Origin of the sequence: Prevotella sp. TCVGH (assembly GCF_023522295.1) — a bacterium.
Taxonomy (GTDB): Bacteria; Bacteroidota; Bacteroidia; order Bacteroidales; family Bacteroidaceae; genus Prevotella; species Prevotella timonensis.
Window position 1 is genome coordinate 34,001 of the sequence record NZ_QFFX01000017.1, and the last position, 18,588, is coordinate 52,588.

11 protein-coding genes are annotated in these 18,588 nt (G+C 44.8%); 6 read left to right on the top strand and 5 right to left on the bottom strand.

What is annotated here, in order from left to right; all coding sequences use genetic code 11:
- Positions 1-7: 7 nt before the first annotated feature.
- The gene (locus DEM91_RS04930; protein ID WP_249858162.1) at positions 8-3,106 is read right to left on the bottom strand and encodes a SusC/RagA family TonB-linked outer membrane protein; all 3,099 of its coding nucleotides are present in this window, start codon (positions 3,104-3,106) and stop codon (positions 8-10) included.
- Between the two features lie 30 nt (positions 3,107-3,136).
- Positions 3,137-4,597, bottom strand: a complete 1,461-nt coding sequence (locus DEM91_RS04935) for a hypothetical protein (protein ID WP_249858163.1) — start codon at positions 4,595-4,597, stop codon at positions 3,137-3,139.
- Between the two features lie 482 nt (positions 4,598-5,079).
- Here DEM91_RS04935 and DEM91_RS04940 point away from each other — a divergent pair, with 482 nt between their 5' ends.
- Complete coding sequence (locus DEM91_RS04940; RefSeq protein WP_249858172.1) at positions 5,080-5,673, top strand: sugar transferase; 594 nt, start codon at positions 5,080-5,082, stop codon at positions 5,671-5,673.
- Positions 5,674-6,108: 435 nt separating this feature from the next.
- Here the strand turns inward: DEM91_RS04940 and DEM91_RS04945 are convergent, their stop codons facing one another.
- Both DEM91_RS04945 and DEM91_RS04950 read right to left on the bottom strand, forming a co-directional pair.
- Positions 6,109-6,588: a lipocalin-like domain-containing protein gene (locus DEM91_RS04945; protein WP_051275171.1), complete on the bottom strand. Its 480-nt coding sequence runs from the start codon at positions 6,586-6,588 to the stop codon at positions 6,109-6,111.
- Entirely contained in the window at positions 6,569-8,137 is a 1,569-nt protein-coding gene (locus DEM91_RS04950) for a capsule assembly Wzi family protein (protein ID WP_249858164.1), read from the bottom strand. The genes DEM91_RS04945 and DEM91_RS04950 overlap by 20 nt, the downstream gene beginning before the upstream one ends.
- 1,486 nt (positions 8,138-9,623) lie before the next feature.
- Between DEM91_RS04950 and DEM91_RS04955 the strand changes: the two genes are divergently transcribed.
- Complete coding sequence (locus tag DEM91_RS04955; protein WP_410525624.1) at positions 9,624-10,631, top strand: hypothetical protein; 1,008 nt, start codon at positions 9,624-9,626, stop codon at positions 10,629-10,631.
- Positions 10,632-10,773: 142 nt separating this feature from the next.
- Here the strand turns inward: DEM91_RS04955 and DEM91_RS04960 are convergent, their stop codons facing one another.
- Entirely contained in the window at positions 10,774-11,280 is a 507-nt protein-coding gene (locus DEM91_RS04960; protein WP_249858166.1) for a histidine phosphatase family protein, read from the bottom strand.
- 87 nt (positions 11,281-11,367) lie between these two features.
- Here DEM91_RS04960 and DEM91_RS04965 point away from each other — a divergent pair, with 87 nt between their 5' ends.
- From DEM91_RS04965 to DEM91_RS04980, 4 genes are all read left to right on the top strand, one after another.
- Complete coding sequence (locus tag DEM91_RS04965; protein ID WP_249858167.1) at positions 11,368-12,057, top strand: HdeD family acid-resistance protein; 690 nt, start codon at positions 11,368-11,370, stop codon at positions 12,055-12,057.
- 322 nt (positions 12,058-12,379) lie between these two features.
- Positions 12,380-13,678 carry an MFS transporter gene (locus DEM91_RS04970; RefSeq protein WP_249858168.1) on the top strand — a complete coding sequence of 433 codons (1,299 nt, stop codon included), beginning with the start codon at positions 12,380-12,382 and terminating at the stop codon, positions 13,676-13,678.
- Positions 13,679-13,840: 162 nt separating this feature from the next.
- On the top strand, positions 13,841-14,839 hold the full coding sequence (locus tag DEM91_RS04975) for a glycoside hydrolase family 130 protein (RefSeq protein WP_249858169.1): 999 nt from the start codon (positions 13,841-13,843) through the stop codon (positions 14,837-14,839).
- Between the two features lie 391 nt (positions 14,840-15,230).
- On the top strand, positions 15,231-18,588 hold a 3,358-nt coding region (locus DEM91_RS04980), incomplete at its 3' end, for a glycoside hydrolase family 2 TIM barrel-domain containing protein (RefSeq protein WP_249858170.1).

The following is an 18,588-nucleotide window of genomic DNA, read 5'->3' on the forward strand; positions in this document are numbered from 1 at the left end:
GTATTTCTTAGAAGTTTAGGTAAAGCTGCAAAGCGTATGTCATTGGCAACGGATATACGGCGCCATTAGCCCCAGCCTGCTCGGGGTCGAAGTATTTCACGTTGTCGATAGTGAAGATATTATTCATGACGAATTCGCAGTCTAAAGAAGATAATCCACATGCGGTAATCCATTTCTTGTGGTGCAGCTTGTAGCGCACGCTCAACTCTTGGAATCGGAGGAACGATCCGTCACGCTTCCAGAATGTTGACAGTTGAGCATTGTTGCTGTTACCTCCATATGAGAGTCTTGGGAACTCTGCGTTGGGGTTTTCAGTAGCTGTAGTTCCAGAGTACCAAGCTGGCGTCCAGCGGTTCTTTGGGTTGTTGGCGTGCTTGAGCACATTTCCTATCTCACCGTTATAGAATGGAATCCATCCAGAGTCATTATAGAGGCCTGAACGATAGTATTCCACCTTGGCAGAACCCTTGAACAGGAATCCAATGGTCAGGTCTTTCCATGTATAATCGGCACCGAATCCGTACATTAACCGTGGCAGCTGATTGCCGTAACTCAATGGCACGCGGTCGTCGTTGTTCACCACGCCGTCACCGTTTACGTCACGATACTTGATATCACCAGGACGTACCTTACCGAACATCTGTTCGGGGCTGGTTTCTATTTCCTCCTTGCTCTTAAAGAGTCCTTCAGCAATAAGACCACGCAAGATATACAATGGCTTTCCGTTCGAACTCTGGTAACCGTATGCGTAGAGAGGTTCCTCAAAATTGTCAACGATGTTCTCAGAGAACGTGTAGTTGGCACGTACAGTGAAACTCATGTCCTTGTTAATAGGGTGATGATATGAGATGTTTCCATCAGATCCGTAGCTGTGCATCTTACCCACGTTAGAGAATGGAATGGTAATCATACCTGCATATTCTGGTAAGGTGACGCGCTGGCGGTAGATGTTGTCACGAACATCGTAGAAGAAGTCTACGGTGAAGGCGAGTCTATCCTTGAAGAATTTTCCTTCAATACCCACGTCACTCTTTCTTGATACCTCCCATTTCAGGTTGTCGGCTCCAATCTGTGTCTCTCGAATACCTAATCCTTGATAGCCCCAGTAGGTAGGTGCCGTATGGTCGATGAGTGTGAGGTAAGGGAAGCGTGTACCTGTAATTTGGTCGTTACCCGACAATCCGTAGCTACCACGTATCTTCAAGAAAGAAAACCAAGGCATCGCATCTTTGAACCACTGGTAGTTGGATGGAATCCAACCTGCAGCGATAGATGGGAAGAATCCGAAACGCTCGCCCTTCTTGAACTGTGCCGAACCCGTGTAACCGAAGTTGGCATCGATGAAGTAGGTGTCTTTATAGCCGTAGTGCAAACGTCCCGAAAGGTTCTGTCTACGAGCGGGAATGGCATTGATGCCCATGGCATCGTTACCCCAATCGGTACCTTTGGTGTCTTCCATGTAGTAGAAAATCAAAGCACCCATGTTATGGTCGCCGAAGGTGCGGTTCCAGTTGGCTTTTGCCTCAAGATAGTATTTGCGCCATCCGCTGTTGCTACTGCCGTAAACCATGTCTAGCGCACGACTGTTCAGACTCTTGATGAGTGCACCCTGTGCGCTACGACCCGTGGCGTGATACAAGTCGGGAGCGATGATACGTCGCTCGTTGAAGTCGGTGGTGTGGTCCATCATGGCTTGTACCGATGCCTCCAAACCTTGCAACACACCATTGAACTGTTGCGTGAGCTTCAGTGTTGTCATGTTGCGGGTTGTGTTTTGGTCTTTGTACCCGTAGTAGTTGAGTGCAGCGTAGGGAGAAATCAAGTTGTTGCGCCCGAAAGTAGGTATGGTGCCATCGGAATATTCCACGGGCATCATCAGCGGGTTCATCACGCGTATGTTTTCCCATACTGCATCGGTACCCATACCGCCTGGCGTGGTGTAGTTCACGATGTTTCCGTCAACACCAAAGTATAAGGTGGTGAGCTTGGTGAGGTTCATGTCGATGTTGGCACGATACGTCATCTTACGGTATGTCAACGGCTTCTTGAACACATTGCCTTTTTGATTGTAAGCTGCGCCCTCGTCTTGGTAACCCAATGACAAGAAGTAGCGTGCGATGTCGCCACCGCCTCGTGCGCTCATATAGTAGTTTTGCTGCAACGACGTTTTCTTCATAATCTCATCGGTCCAGTTCACATCAGGATACAAGTCTCTGTCCAGTCCGTGCTTGATCAAGTCGAGCTGAAGTGGTGTGTACAAATCCGATTCACCTGACATGGCACGTGCCTCGTTAGCCAACAGGGCATAGTCGTAAGCACCGAGATACTGTGGTATGCGCTTGATTTGCGACAGCTTTACCGAGGCGCGCCCCGTAATGCTGAGCTTACCCATAGCACCACGCTTAGTCGTCACGATGACTACACCGTTTGCACCACGCACACCGTAAACGGCGGTCGCTGATGCGTCTTTCAGAATAGAGAACGACTCCACGTCGTCTACGTCGATGTCATCGAGTTTTCCTTCAATACCGTCAATCAACACCAAGGCTGACCCGTTGGCACCGAAGGTACTGATACCACGAATCCAGAATTGCGAAAGGTTACGACCTGGCTCTCCTGAGGTTTGCATGGTGATGACACCTGCCACACGTCCACCGAGCATGTTGCTCAGCGACATACCTGGAGCCTTCAATTCCTTGGGGTCGATAGTAGAGATAGCTCCTACCACTGACACCTTCTTTTGCGAGCTCAAGCCCGTTACCACCACCTCGTCAACAGTGCTGGCATCTTCTTTGAGCACAAACTTTTGGTCAGCAAGATCTTTGGTTACTAATTTTTCTATGGTTTTCATACCCACAGCCTGTATCACGAGGGTGGAGTTTGGGTCTACCTTAATGGTGAACTTTCCGTCCAAGTCGGAAACCACTCCTCGTCCCGGAACGTTTTTGATGATGATGGTGGCACCTGGGTACGGTTCGTCCTGTTCGTCAACCACAACTCCCGACACGGTGAATGTCTTGCTCTTGGTTTTGTCGTTGGCATTCTGTGCAAAGCCGTTTGTGACTACAGCGAGTAACAGAGCCAACATATAGATAAATTGTTTCATATTGGTTTGATATACTATTATTTCATGGATTTATTCAATCGTCAGCTTGCGGATGCAGCGGTTGCCAGTGTCGGCAACGTACACGATACTACCATCAGCATTCACTGCCACACCACGTGGATAGCGGAACTGTGCCACGTCGGGACCTCCTTCCTTAAATCCAGCCGATCCTGGCAGACCTATGACGGTGGTCACAGTGGCTTTATTGTCAGGTTGGTTGGTATCAATACAACGGATACAGCTGTTCATACTGTCGGCAATGTACATCTTGCCATCGGCAGTGAAACATATCTGTCGTGGATAGTTAAACTTGGCATTCTTTAGCAAACCATCCTCCCAGCCGCTACCAGCACTGGTTCCTTCCCAGCATGCGCGTCCAGCATATTTCTCGCCGTGGTATTCGTTCGGGTCTTTTCCCTCCAACTGGTCAATGTCCACATACCATATCTCGTTGTTGTCGGTCTGGCAAATGAACAGGCGGTTAGGCATGGTGGGACTAAAAGCAAAGAATGAGTCGCTACCATTGTTGCTTGCTCCATGGATACCAATCTTCTTGAGCAAGATAGTCGTCTTACGTGTCTTAGGATTGATTCTTACCAACTGTCCTTGGTGCATGACAGTATAAAGCTGGTGGTCTTTTTTGTTGACTACAAAACAGAACTTCCAGTTTTTCTCATCAAGTGTCTTTGTTTCCTCTGTCTTGATGACACGCAATTTCTGTTGTGCGAAATTGGTGGCTTTTTGGTAACGGTAAAAGTCCATACCACCATCTAAAGGTGCATACATAGCCTCCACTCCCGACTCGTCAGAGAAGGCTGGAGCGTTTACAAAACCGCAATCTTCGCCAAGAAACCTCACATTGTTTCGCTTTAGTGAGGCTATCAGCACGTTTCCGTCCTTATTCTCATTTTTACTATTCCTTGCTTGACACCCGTCAGCTCGACCCGTGTAATGAGATCGCTCACAGATGAAAATATTGTCCTCATCGTCCAAGCAAATGTATGCTGGTGCCGACAATGTGGTAGAAGTCAGCGTACCTGGCACGGTAGCTTGGTTTTCCGAGTTAGGTTGTCCAATGACGGTAGTCACTGCCGTCTGTGTACGGTAGATGAACTTGTTGGGTGCTTCGCCAGAAATGGCTTTCTCTCCTTCTCCTCGCATCACCTTGATGGCGATGTTGCGCTTGTAGGTAAGTCCTTTTGGCACGGTGCAATATATTTTCTCACCGTTCGAGGATACCAATCCACCACGGTGCTCGATGCCGTCCTCGTCTACATACATCACGCGTAGTCCAACGGTGTCGGTGCCGAAGTTACTACCCGAGATAATCATCGATGTGGCAACACCACCCGAGTCGGGGTAGAAATCGTCCACGACGATGGGCTTTGATGGATCGAAGGCTGCACCAGCCGTACTGGTGTCTTTGTCACTGCATGCTGCAAATAAGGCACATGCAAGTACGCCTACCATTAAAATTTTACTTTTCTTCATGTTGTTATAAAAATAGTTATTTAGTTGTTTGGTTATTCTTGAAGGTCTACGTCCCTTGTTCTTTCACGCCTATTATAATAAGGTGTAAGGAGCGTTTGTATGATACCGTAATCTGGTAGCAATTGTTTAGATAGATTTACACAAATCTGTGTAGATTATAATCCTCTTTTTCTTATTATTTTGCAAAAATAACTTTTTTTTTTGAAATAAATGTCTTTTAGCAAAAAAAATTGTTTTAATAGATCGCATTGCATTCATTTAAGGGCAATTTTTGTAACAATAAATAAAAATACCTTGTTTTTGCAACGGAAAGGCACGGAGGAATACGGACGCATCGTGAAAACTATAAAAACACAGCATTACATATAATATGTTTAACAAAGCAGCGTTATATTATAAAACATTTTAACAAGGTGAAGCAAATACCCGCCTATATCAAGTATAATAATGACATTCAGAACAAACGATTCATTCCAGACGGAATGAATGAGTTTGAACGCAATATCAAACGTTGCGTCGATTTCCTGATAGCACTCGTTGCCATCATTATTTTCTCACCAGCTTTCTTGCTGTGCTACATCCTTGTTAAACGCGAAGATGGCGGTCCTGCTATCTTTAAGCAGGAACGCATCGGGCGTTTCGGCAGACCTTTCACTATTTATAAGTTTCGAAGTATGTGCATAGATGCCGAGAAAGACGGACCACAATTGTATGGACATGAACATGAACACAGGATGACCAAAATAGGAAGATACCTGCGCACACATCACTTAGACGAACTGCCACAACTGTGGAACGTGGTTAAAGGTGACATGGCTTTCATCGGTCCACGCCCAGAACGAAAATTCTATATTGACCAGATTATCAAACGTGACCCACGATATGTTTTCCTCTACCAAATCCGTCCCGGTGTTACCTCGTATGCCACATTGTACAATGGCTACACGGACACCATGGAAAAGATGCTCAAACGATTGGATTTGGATTTGTATTATTTGGAACATCGGTCGTGGTGGTTTGACTTCAAGATTCTCACCAAGACGTTTATCAACATCCTCTTTGGCAAAATTTTTTAGATGTTTGCAACTTCGTCGTATTTATAACACGGCTCTTTCCATTAAAAATGAATTATTTTGTTGTTGTAAACAGCGTAGAAGAAATCAACAACGAAATCAACAGAAAACACGAAAATGTAAGTATCATATAAAGAACCCAAAGAACGTAAACGTTCTGACGGAAAGAGCGAAAAGTTGCAACGAAGTTTTTCGTCTTTTTAGATAGAACGGGACGTTCTTTCGTGAAATGTTTTTGCGGCAAAGATATTTTAGTTGCTTTTGCGTTTTTCGTTGTTAAAGAATGAGGCGTCATGATGCTTTTCGGATGGTATGCGATGTGTTATATTCATGTCATTGATGAATTTGAGAGACACGTAACCAAAGGATAGCTGCTATACAGCCTCATCTCATGGCATCAGTATGCAACATCTGCTGAAAGGCTCATTTCGATTGAACTCAGAATTTGATAAAGACAAGTCGATACCGCTGACTTCGAAGTATCATTTTTCGATTGCTCAAAGTCTCTACTTCAAAACGTTCATCTAACTGATGAATGCCATACGGTGCTAACACCTTTACATCCTTTATACGAGGGTCGCCTTTTGTTCGGTCGGACAACAAGGGATTGACTATGAGCAGTTGCTGGTCGTGGTGTTTGAATGTCATGACACATTCAGGATGTTGATAATCCATATCATTGAGCATCAGTATTTTTCCTTGAAATGACCAAAATATTCGATGCAAAGTTAAATCTTTCGAACCACTATTCTGTAAGGTATCTATTCGCTCTAAGTGCCAAAAGCCATCTAACTCCCCGTTGCCTGATGTCTCCACTTCGCAGGAGGTTATCCCGCATAAAGACAAGCACAGCACCACTACATAGGCAAAATGCCGCATGCGTACGCTCTTTTGAAAACTATAAATTGAAAATCCCATGCTTACTAACTGTTAACTGAAAACCTTGATTATTTCCTAAGATTCCACCAAAATCAGCTCCGAAGGAAGCCATGAAACGCCAGCCATATCGCCAGCGGTAAGCGGTCTCTAAAAACAAACTTACGTTGTGATGTTTCTTGAAAAAGGGGGTGTTATAGGTTCCGAAACCTTCTTGATAAGTTGCCAAGAATCGGTAATTGAGCCGCTCTGCGGGTTCGCCCGACAGTCCCAAGTGAAATGCCTTGAATCGATTGTTTTGAATTTCAATAGTTCCATCTTCGTTGTAAAGCGGTGAGCGGTACAGCGGATTGCCGAGTACCTCGCCCCAATGCTGCCACCCCGGATAAATATAGTGGTTGTAGAAATTGTCTCGCCCTGAAATATGATGACTCATGTTCTGCGTATGGTCATGGTACACTGGTCCACTTTGGTATTTCGTGTACAAATATTCAAATACGAGGCTCTGTAACCAATGGTTGTATTTTAGGTTCAGTTCCAATCCCAACATCATATCCTTGAAGTCGTAGAGAAAAAACTTTCTTTTCGTCTTGACGTTCCACTCCTCTCCCGTTCCATAGCCATCGTAGTCGAGTTGGAGCATGGAAGAATGGTCCTCAAAATATTTTTCTCCGTATAATCTTAGACACCAACTGTCGCCTTCGTAATTCATACGGAAGAGCCAACTTCCCAATTGGTTGCCTTCTACATTCTGATATACAATTCCCTCTTCGGGCGCATCGTGTCCTCCGGGCATAAACGCATTCCAAAAAGCCCTCATATTGGTGTTGCCTTTGACAACCTTGGTTTCGCCATTGCTGCGGGGTTGATAGCTTGTTCCTCCAAAGAGTGTTGCCATCTCCAAGCCTAATTCCAAAGACCAAGGGCAAAATCGGTCTTCATTGCCAATCTTCAGAAATCCTGCTTTGCTGTGACACAACACCTGATCGACGTATTTCGACTGTCGTTGCGTAAAGTCATGTTGCCAGTTGTCATCGGTCATCCGCCCATAAGCAATATGCCCTTTGATATGTAGCCACCTATTTCCGAATGGCAACATCCAATAATCAGGCAATGCCAATCGTACTTGTGGCACGGGTCGGGCATTGATTCCAAAGGTTTGGGAACCACTACTCAAGGCATTGTTCTTGAGTTCCATAGGATATTCCTTGCTTCCAATGGAGAGCGAGCCATGCAACCAACGCACTTCAGCAAAGGCTTGCTGCACAATGGCTTTACTCGTAAAATGATAAGGTATCGCCACATCAACGCCATATCCAACCCCCCAACGACGAAGAGAGTCTGTGCGTAATGGTCTGATGATGCTGGAACGAAGGTAGCCATTAACCGATTCCAACGAACCTAAGCCGTGTCGATTGGAATGCATCCATAAAGGTGTATGCCCATGGGCAAAAGAACTTTGGAACTCAACATGATAGTTCATGTTGCTTCCGAGATTCAATTTTTCTGTTTGTTCCTCTTGTTGATTCAATTGCGCGCACACACTTTGCGCCAAGAAAAGCAGACAATAAAATATTATTTGGCGTTTCATTGGTTTTCTTTATGCAAAGATAACGAAGTTTTTTCCACATTATTATATAGAATACAATTTCATTTTCGCGCATGCCACGGTTTTTTCTTTGCAGGCAATATAGTTGAACAACGAAAGCACAAAACAAGACAAAGAACGCAGGTGTTCGTCGAAAACGAATTTGGAAAAACACACAACAAGTTGATGTTACAAGCTAAGGAGTTGTGAAGCCCATATAGGATGATAATCCGAGATATTATACAGCAATTGACGTTAAGAGCAAAGGCGGGGCGAAGCCCCAATTGGAATATAGCCCAGGGTAACACCCTGGGAGGGCGTTCGTTAGCTCATTGGCGCGCTGTAAGCGCAAAAGGAGCCAGTGAAGTATCTTTCTCCCAATTTCCTTTTGCGCTTACAGCGCGCCAGTATGTTGGAATATACTTACCCAGGGTGCTACCCTGGGTTATATTCCAATTGGGCTTTCAGCCCGTCTCTGCGGCGTGCCAACCTTCATACTTAATTGTGAGGGCAAATTCTTCATCGTGATGCCACCGCTCGACTACTTAGAAATGATATATCTTGTTGTTGAAAACAGCATAAATGAAAGGAACAACGAAATCAACAGAACACACAAAATGTACGTGTGATAAAAAGAAGTCAAAAGAACGCAGGCGTTCTGATGAAAAAAGCGAAAGAAAATGAGGGGTAACCTCTCTCCTGCCTTTCATCAAAAGTAAAAGACTGTAACGCCGCTTTTCGTCTTTTTTAGATAGATCGGGTGCTGCTACTTGGTAAAGAAAGAAATGGTTTTTGTCCTGTTATTTTACCAAAAATCGACCATCTAAAATCTTCAAAATAGAAAAAATTAATAGGCAAACGAACTGCAAAAATGGGCTGATTTTAACAAAAAAAACGCTTTTTACAGCTGAAACAATGACTTTACGGTCTTGGAAACATACATTAGTGCTGTTATTCACATGCTTCAGCAGCCTTAAAGCATGCAAATAGGAGGCTTAACTCAATGCTTTAATCGAAAAGGAATGGTAAAAATAGGCAGAAAAAGAAGCATTACAAGCATAACATATTCAATAACAACGAATTATGAAACTTGCTCATAACTCGCGTATTTGCGACCAACTTTGCTGTTGGTTGTTTTCACGCGAGTTTTGAGAGGTGCTTTGTAAAGAAAATTCAGCATTAATAAGCCTTCCGTGTAGCATACCCCGAATTTTACAAATGCAGCTTCGTTGGTATTGCTCGTTATAAAAATATGATTCTTCAATAAAAGCGCTGTGGGTACATTCACCAACTGCTAACATTCGTAAATGATAGGGAATTTCCTCAATGATGTAGGGAAAAGCCCTTTGGGCACTAAAAATGAATCATTATATTTGCAATGTGATGAAATGAAATAGGTGCTGTCAAACCAGCAGACTCCTTCACCAATGGTCGTTAAAGATCGCATAGTGACGTCACAACCATATTTACGAATCAACAAAACCCTATGATGATGAAAAAGCTTATATTTACCCTCGCAGCACTCTTCTTTATTTCCGTCTCGGCAAGTGCCATGAGTTACAGACAAGCTCGTCAACAGGCACTCTTCCTAACGGACAAGATGGCTTATGAACTCAACCTTACCGACGACCAATATGAGGCGGCTTACGAGATTAACCTCGACTATCTGATGAGGATAGACGATTACGATGACCTATATGGCGTTTATTGGAACAGGCGCAACATGGACTTGAGTTACATCCTCTTCGATTGGCAATATCGGTTGTACTGCGATGCTACTTACTTCTATCGTCCCTTATATTGGAATGCAGGCTATTGGCATTTTTCCGTTTATGCACGCTATCCACGGCGAGACTACTTCTACTTTGGAACGCCACGATTTTACACCGTCTACCGTGGCGGTCATAGTTGGCACCGCAACGGCAACCGCTCATGGTACTATGGACGAAGCTACGGAAACGACTATCGTAACAATGGCATTGGTATGCGCGACAGATTCCACAGCGGATATTACAACAATGGCAGTCGCTCCTTTGGCAATGGACCGCAAAGAAGAATCTCTACCTATGGAAGAGGTAGCGGTAATGGCGACATGTACAATCGCTCGGGTAGCATTCGTGATTATCAAAACGTACCTGACCAAAATTCCAATACGGTGTTTGGACGCAGGCGCAGTAGTACACGTACCACTGTTACACAGCCTGCACCCAACGACAACGGAAGCAGGAGTGGGAGTTTCGGTGGTAGCAGATCGTATCAAATTCCTAATAACAGACCCTCTGTCCCAAATCGAACATTTACCCCGAACGAATCATCCCGTCCAAGTAGACAATACGCTCCACAACGTTCCAATGTGATGCGCAACCCCTCAACGTCTCCATCACGCAACTTTGGTGCTGCATCAAGAGGGGGGCGGAGTTCGATAGGCAGGTCTGTACCGAGAGGAAATGGCAACAATAACAATGGTTCTACGGTTCACTTTGGGGGAAGAAGGTAGATACTATCGGTAAAAAATAAAATAAGTGAAATCCAAAATGATAGATTCTTTTATAGGCATTAAAGATGTTTCAGGAAACAGACAGTGGCAATGACTGACGCCAGTCATTAGCACACAACTGAAACTTCAGAAGGTGCGAATGTTACAGTTGTAGCTTTCGCACCTCTGCATTATTCATCCTTGCGATTTCTGACATGGGCAAACGATAAAACACACTTTGAATAGCTTTGTTAATGATGCCATGCCCCACCGCAAGAACAGTACCTGAAGGGCAACGCCGCCTCACCTCTTCGAGGAAAGCTGCTGCTCGTTGCTTGAGTGCTTCGATGCTTTCGACATTGTCAGGAAAAGGCTTGTCTTTCAAATCAGGAATATAACAACCCGTAAAGTCGCCCCAATCACGCTCACGAAGGAGCGGCGTTTGGTGTATCACAGCCTGATGCGGAGCGGCAATACATGCACAAGTCTGCACAGCACGCTGCAAGTCACTGCAGAAAAACATATCTATTGCTTCAGAACGAAATTGTTCACAAAGGTGTGCTGCCTGTTGCTCACCCAACTCACTGAGCTTTCCGGGCGTTTGTCCCTGCATCACTTTTTGCACATTCTCTACCGTTTCACCGTGTCTCACCAAATATAAAGTTGTCATATCTTTATGATTTTGCACAAAAATAATAAAAAAGAATTGGAATTATGGGAGATAGTTTGTACATTTGTCACGTATATAAAGATTTTTATGAAAACAGTACAAAATTCATTCATCCGCTCATTGTGTGCTATCATCATTGGTGTTCTCTTAATTCGATATCGTGAGGAAACCGTGACATGGCTCACCATTCTGATTGGTGTCTTATTCTTTCTATCGGGTTTGATTTCATGTATCACCTATTTTATTGATAAGAAACATCAAGACGAAACCGTAGTACTTGATGCCAATGGGCGACAGATTTCTGGCTTCCGTCCCACGTTTCCTATCGTTGGGTTGGGTAGCATGGTGTTGGGAGCCATATTGGCACTGATGCCAACCGTGTTTATGACGGGCTTGGTATATATCCTTGCTGCTATCTTAATATTAGGAGCTATCAACCAATTTGTTATTTTGGCAACAATCAATCGTATTCTACGAGTAGGCATTATCTTTTGGCTTTTGCCCTGTTTTGTATTAGCTATCGGAGTTATCGCTATCGTGGCACCAAGGTGGATTGCTTCTGCACCGCTCTTCGTGTTAGGTTGGACCCTCGTACTGTACGGTGTCATCGAGTGTATCGACGCCTTCAAAGTGATGTCGGTGAATAGAAAATACAAGCAAAACCCTACCATAGAAGAAACTGCTATTGAAACTACGGAGATAGAACCTTCGATAACAGAACCTACAGAAGTGGTGGATATGACCAATGAAGAGACAAATCCCACGCCTAAAGAATAAGCCCTAAACGTCAATTGAATGAACGGTAAGAGTTACAAAGACAACGTCTTATGTTCTTAAGGCTGGTTCTATAAATTAGCTTTGTTAGATTTTGAGCTTATTTTTGAGGTCAAAATGCAAGAGCGTGAAGGAGTGTAGCGAGCTACACGACTGAACAATCTTGCATTTTGAACCAAAAAGAAGCCAAAAGATAACAAAACGTATTTCATAAAAGTTTAATGACTATATGCGGTGGTAATTTATAGAACCAGCCTTAAAATATATTGTAAACTTACCCGTTCATTGAATGTATAAACATCATCTGTAAAAGAACATACCAAAAATGAACCTAAATTCTACAACTTCTCCCAATAAGAAGCTGAATCCCATTGCGTGGGTACCCACGCTATACTTTGCCATGGGGATGCCTTTTGTGGTGCTCAACATGGTGACTTCACTCATGTACAAAGGGTTAGGAATCTCAGATACGCAAATCACCTTTTGGACAGGACTGATTATGTTGCCTTGGACACTGAAGCCCATATGGAGTCCTTTTCTTGAAATCTACAAGACCAAGAAGTTTTTTGTGGTGCTTACCCAATTGCTTTGTGGCGTGATGTTTGCCTTATTGGCTTTCGCTTTGAACCTTTCCAACTTCTTTGCCATCACCATTGGCATTTTAGCAGTGATTGCCATCAGCGGTGCCACACACGACATTGCAGCCGACGGAACATATATGTCGGTACTATCAACCGAAGAACAAGCACGCTGGATAGGTTGGCAAGGTGCGTTTTACAACGTGGCGAAGATATTTGCAACAGGAGGATTAGTGTACTTGGCAGGAATATTCATCAAGAGTTACGGTGTGACCAAGGCATGGATGTTCATCATGTTGATTACTGGTACAACCATGCTCATCTTGGGATGCTATCACTTTTTCATACTTCCAACAGACGAAAAATCTGATAAGCAAAGAAAGAGTGCCCGTGAGATATGGACAGAACTATGGATGGTGTTTGCAGAGTTCTTCAAGAAGAAACACATTACTTATTATATATGCTTCATCATTCTCTATCGCTTTGCCGAAGGGTTTGTGATGAAGATAGTGCCACTCTTCCTTAAAGCACCTGTTTCGGAGCAAGGATTGGGCATGACAGAGCAAGAGATAGGACTATGCTATGGCACTGTTGGAGCTGCTGCCTTCGTCATCGGTTCTATCTTGGGTGGCTACTATATCGCACATCGTGGACTGAAAAAGACACTTTTCTCTTTGGCATTGGTATTCAATGTGCCATTTGTGGCGTATAACCTATTGGCGATTTATCAACCACAAGACCTTGTCTTTATAGGGAGTGCCATTGGACTGGAGTACTTCGGCTATGGCTTTGGATTCGTGGGACTGACACTCTTCATGATGCAACAAATTGCACCAGGCAAGCACAAGATGTCACACTATGCCTTTGCCAGTGGCATCATGAACCTTGGTGTGATGTTGCCGGGCATGCTTAGTGGTGCGGTGAGCGACGCTTTGGGCTATCGACACTTCTTCATGTTCGTGTTACTATGTACCATTCCCGCCTTACTCATCACTTGGTTTGTACCATTTAAGGCCTCCCCTAACCCCTCCCAAGGAGGGGAATAATTAGCTGAAAGCATTGAACCTTGAGGTTTGAACTTTTGGTTATCAATACTATCAACTGGTGAACTCGTCAACTTTGAACTCGTCAACTAAAAACTCAAAACTCAAAAACTATCAACTCGTCAACTTGCAAACTTGTCAACTCGTAAACTAAAAAATATTCCTATGTCCAAATTAATCATTCAAGGGCAACCTTTGCCCAACATGCCGTGGGAAGACCGTGCGGCAGATTGTAAAGAAGTCATGTGGCGTTGTTCGGCGAATCCCATTATTCCAAGGAATTTGCTACCCACCTCCAACAGTATTTTCAATAGTGCCGTAGTACCTTTCAAAGATGGTTACGCCGGTGTGTTCCGCTGTGATGACACCAACCGTAGAATGGTATTACACGTTGGTTTCAGTGATGACGGCGTGAAATGGAACATCAACGAAGAACCGCTCCGTTTTGAGTGTGACAATAAAGAGATTGGTGAATGGGTGTACAGTTACGACCCACGTGTGTGTTTTATCGATGACCGCTACTACGTTACATGGTGTAACGGCTATCATGGACCTACCATTGGTGTGGCATACACGTTTGATTTCAAGACCTTCCACCAATTGGAAAATGCTTTTCTGCCCTACAACCGCAACGGTGTGATGTTCCCAAAGAAGATTAATGGCAACTTCGCCATGCTCAGTCGTCCAAGTGATACGGGACATACTCCTTTTGGAGACATCTTCTACAGCGAATCGCCCGACTTGGTGTACTGGGGCAAGCATCGCCATGTCATGTCACCTGCCGCCTTTGAAGTAAGTGCATGGCAGTGCATGAAGATAGGTGCTGGTCCTATCCCCATTGAGACATCCGAGGGTTGGCTGATGTTTTACCATGGTGTACTACGCTCGTGCAATGGCTACGTGTACAGCTTTGGCTCTGCCCTACTCGACTTGGAACAGCCATGGAAGCCTATCTATCGCTCAGGTCCTTATCTCATCTCGCCACAAACACAGTATGAACTGACTGGCGACGTACCTAATGTTTGTTTCCCCTGTGCCGAGGTGCATGATCCCAATACAGGTCGCGTAGCCGTTTATTACGGTTGTGCCGACACCGTCACAGGTTTGGCATTCGGTTATATACCCGAGATTATTGAATTTACGAAACGAACAAGTATCATTTAAGGCTGGTTCTATAAATTTCCACCGCACATAGTCATTAAATGTTTATGAAATACGTTTTGTTATCTTTTGGCTTCTTTTTGGTTCAAAATGTAAGTTCGTTCAGTCGTGTAGCTCGCTACACTCCTTCACTCTCTTGCATTTTGACCTCAAAAATAAGCTCAAAATCTAACAAAGCTAATTTATAGAACCAGCCTTAAGTTGTAGCGTTGACAACGTTAATGATGGACGGTTCTAAGAATTACCGCCGTGTATGTGTTACTTAGAACCTAAAGGCATACTATTTTTCGCCCTTGGCTTCTTTTGATACAAGAGGTTCAAAGTCTGGCAAAACAATTTTTAGAACCGTCCTTACACATCACTTATCATCAAGCAGTTAAAACAGACATTCCACATGAAACACATTCTTTGCCTGTTCATGGCATTCGTGACAGCCACCTTCTCTGAACAAAATATACAAGCACAGTCGATGAATGAATGGGACAATCCATCCATCACCCATTTGCAGCGTGAAGAGGCTGGCACACTAACCATTCCACAGGAGAATTCTATACAAGACGATTGTGTTCCTATGGAACAATCTCCCTACTACCAAAGTCTGAATGGTACATGGAAGTTCATGTGGGTGCCAGATCCTTCAAAGCGACCTGCCCGTTTCTTCGCTGCTGACTATGACGATAGTGGGTGGGACGATATCGATGTTCCCTCAACATGGCAAGTCTACGGAGTGCGACACGGGAAACAATGGGACAAGCCACTGTACACCAATGTCACCTATCCGTTTACTTGTAATTGGTGGACATTCAGCGTGATGGGTGACCGTCCCTCTGACTGGACGTATAACAACAACATGAAAAACCCAGTGGGAAGCTATCGACGCACGTTCTCCCTACCCTCTACATGGAATGGTCGTGATGTGCATTTGCGACTCAACGGTGCTGGTCACGGCTATTATGTTTGGATCAATGGTAAGTTTGCTGGCTATGCCGAAGACTCTTACTTGCCCTCTGACTTTAACATCACCTCACTGCTCAAAGCTGGCACGAATGAAATTGCCATACAAGTGTACCGGTTTACAAGCGGCTCTTTCCTCGAAGATCAAGACTACTGGCGCCTGACGGGTATTACACGTGACATTTTTTTGTGGTCAACACCAAAGACATACGTCAAAGATTTCTTCTTTAAGACAACGAATTTGTCACCTGATGGAACATCTGCTAAAAGCCAAGTAAGCCTCACCATTGCGGGGAAAACGACACAAAACACATTAGTAGAAGCGAAGTTATTGGACGGAAAGAAAGTCCTTGCGACAGCCAACAAGCAGGTCACGACGGGCAAGACAACGCTGAACCTTCCTACAGTGAGCGGCATTGAGGCATGGAGTGCAGAGCGTCCCACATTATACAACCTTGTACTCACATTGAAAGAGAATGGTAAAACCATAGATACCAGAGCTTGCAAAATAGGATTTAGAACCATAAGCATAGGTCAGGATGGCGCATTCTTGGTAAATGGAAAGCCAGTGATATTCCATGGTGTGAACCGTCACGAGTTCAGTGAAGAGAATGGAAGAACTGTATCCAAACAAGAGATGGAACAGGATGTCAAGCAAATGAAACAGCTCAACATCAATGCAGTACGAACTTCACACTATCCCAACAGTCCCTACTTCTACGAACTGTGTGACAAATACGGTCTTTATGTATTGGCAGAAGCCAACGTTGAGTGCCATGGCAACACCAGCCTGTCAGGCAACGAACTTTTCAGAGCCGCCATGGTAGAGCGCAACACCCGCCATGTACTGTCGCTTCGAAATCACCCATCCATTGTCATTTGGTCGGGTGGCAACGAGAGTGGTGGAGGTGATAACTTCAGGTCGGTCATGGAAGCCATTAAACAACTTGACGACACACGGCTCACCCACTATGAAGGCAACAGCCAATGGAGCGACATGACCAGCACGATGTATGCAAGCTACGACCGTATCAAGAACATTGGTGAGCAGCGATTGGCAGAATACAAGGCTGGATGGCGACCCAAGCCCCACGTTCAATGCGAGAACACCCATGCCATGGGAAACTCCATGGGCAACCAACGAGAAATGTTCAATCTGTACGAACGCTATCCAGCCTTAATAGGTGAATTTATTTGGGACTGGAAAGATCAAGGCATTAAGATGCCGGTTCCGGGCAAGCCCAACCAGTATTACTGGGCGTACGGCGGAGACTTTGGCGACATGCCAAACGACAACAACTTCTGTTGTAATGGTATCGTCTTGCCAGACAACACCGCAACAGCCAAGACCTTCAACGTCAAGAAAATCTACCAGCCCGTGGACTTCAGGATGAAAGACAGCCTGCAATATACATTTGTCGTCAAAAGCAAGCTCAACCAACGCCGACTAAACGATGTAGACCTCACCTACCAGCTACTTAAAGACGGCATTGCCATTGCGCAAGGCACCGTTAACAACATTGACATCGCACCCAACGACAGCATGGAAATCAAGCTCAATGGGCTTCCAACACTTGACGACAAGGCAGCAGAATACTTTATTCGCTTCACCGCCAAGCTGCGCCAAGCCACCCTGTGGGCGGATGCAGGATATGAAGTTGCGAGCGAACAATTCAGGATAAGAAACGCCATTCACAAGAAACCGCACATCTCATCCAACAGCAACCAACTGCAACTCACCCAAAACGAAGGCACCGTGATCATCAAAGGTTCCGACTTCTCTGCTGTTTTTACCAATGGCATCCTCTCTTCCTACTATCACCAAGGGAAGCAGCTCATCAGCAGCGACATCTTATTGAACGCCTTCAGACTGCCAACAGACAACGATAAGACACAGACAGGCAACTGGGACAACATGGGACTGCGTATGCTCAATTATTCGTTGGGCAACACAGATGCGGCTCTTGACATTGACTGCAAGCGTGCCAGCGTCAAGACAGAATGCACCTATATTGGCACTAATGGCACTGCCTTCAACGTAAACCAGCAATATACCATATTGAACGACGGCACCATTATTGTCAACAATATCATCGACCCTGCACAAAAAGGCGTTGTATTACCCAAGTTAGGCTTCCGCCTTGGCATGCCACAAAGCTTCAACAAGATGCAATGGTTCGGTCGTGGTCCTTGGGATAGCTACAAAGACCGCAGGGAATCGGCTTTCGAAGGAGTGTATAGCAGCACCGTCGAGCAACAGTTTACCCCTTATGTGAAGCCCCAGGAATGTGGCAACAAGGAGAACGTTAGATGGTTGGCATTGACAGACAACCAAGGAAGTGGACTGATGTTCGTAGCACCTGCACAGATGGCAACCACGGTAGCCAACTGGAAAGCCGAGGACAACTATACAAACAGAAACGACCGATCGGCACACCCATACCAACTAATGACAACATCCGAGACCATTGTATGCCTTGATGCGGCACAAAGGGGATTAGGAAATGCCAGCTGCGGTACAGATGTCATGCCCAAATACGAGCTTACAGCTCACAAGACTTCCTTCGACTTCATCATCCTACCTTTAGCACATCAACATACCGAAGAAGAGTTAGCTCAACTGGCACAAATAGACAATCCCCTTTGCCAACCTGTACATATAGAACGCAACAAAGACGGATGGGTATCCATCTCCTCACCACAACCCAATGTTGTGATTCATTATCCCAAATCGGTCATTAGGATTTCTCTGTGTCGTACGGCAAAGAGAAATCCTTTAATTTTTTCCATATGGACAA

Bases quoted from the DNA above. Each gene is read 5' to 3' on its own strand.
- DEM91_RS04940 (WP_249858172.1), top strand. From the start codon at position 5,080: ATGAATGAGTTTGAACGCAATATCAAACGTTGCGTCGATTTCCTGATA.
- DEM91_RS04950 (WP_249858164.1), bottom strand. From the start codon at position 8,137: ATGAAACGCCAAATAATATTTTATTGTCTGCTTTTCTTGGCGCAAAGT.
- DEM91_RS04930 (WP_249858162.1), bottom strand. From the start codon at position 3,106: ATGAAACAATTTATCTATATGTTGGCTCTGTTACTCGCTGTAGTCACA.
- DEM91_RS04945 (WP_051275171.1), bottom strand. From the start codon at position 6,588: ATGGGATTTTCAATTTATAGTTTTCAAAAGAGCGTACGCATGCGGCAT.
- DEM91_RS04955 (WP_410525624.1), top strand. From the start codon at position 9,624: ATGATGAAAAAGCTTATATTTACCCTCGCAGCACTCTTCTTTATTTCC.
- DEM91_RS04975 (WP_249858169.1), top strand. From the start codon at position 13,841: ATGTCCAAATTAATCATTCAAGGGCAACCTTTGCCCAACATGCCGTGG.
- DEM91_RS04965 (WP_249858167.1), top strand. From the start codon at position 11,368: ATGAAAACAGTACAAAATTCATTCATCCGCTCATTGTGTGCTATCATC.
- DEM91_RS04935 (WP_249858163.1), bottom strand. From the start codon at position 4,597: ATGAAGAAAAGTAAAATTTTAATGGTAGGCGTACTTGCATGTGCCTTA.
- DEM91_RS04970 (WP_249858168.1), top strand. From the start codon at position 12,380: ATGAACCTAAATTCTACAACTTCTCCCAATAAGAAGCTGAATCCCATT.
- DEM91_RS04960 (WP_249858166.1), bottom strand. From the start codon at position 11,280: ATGACAACTTTATATTTGGTGAGACACGGTGAAACGGTAGAGAATGTG.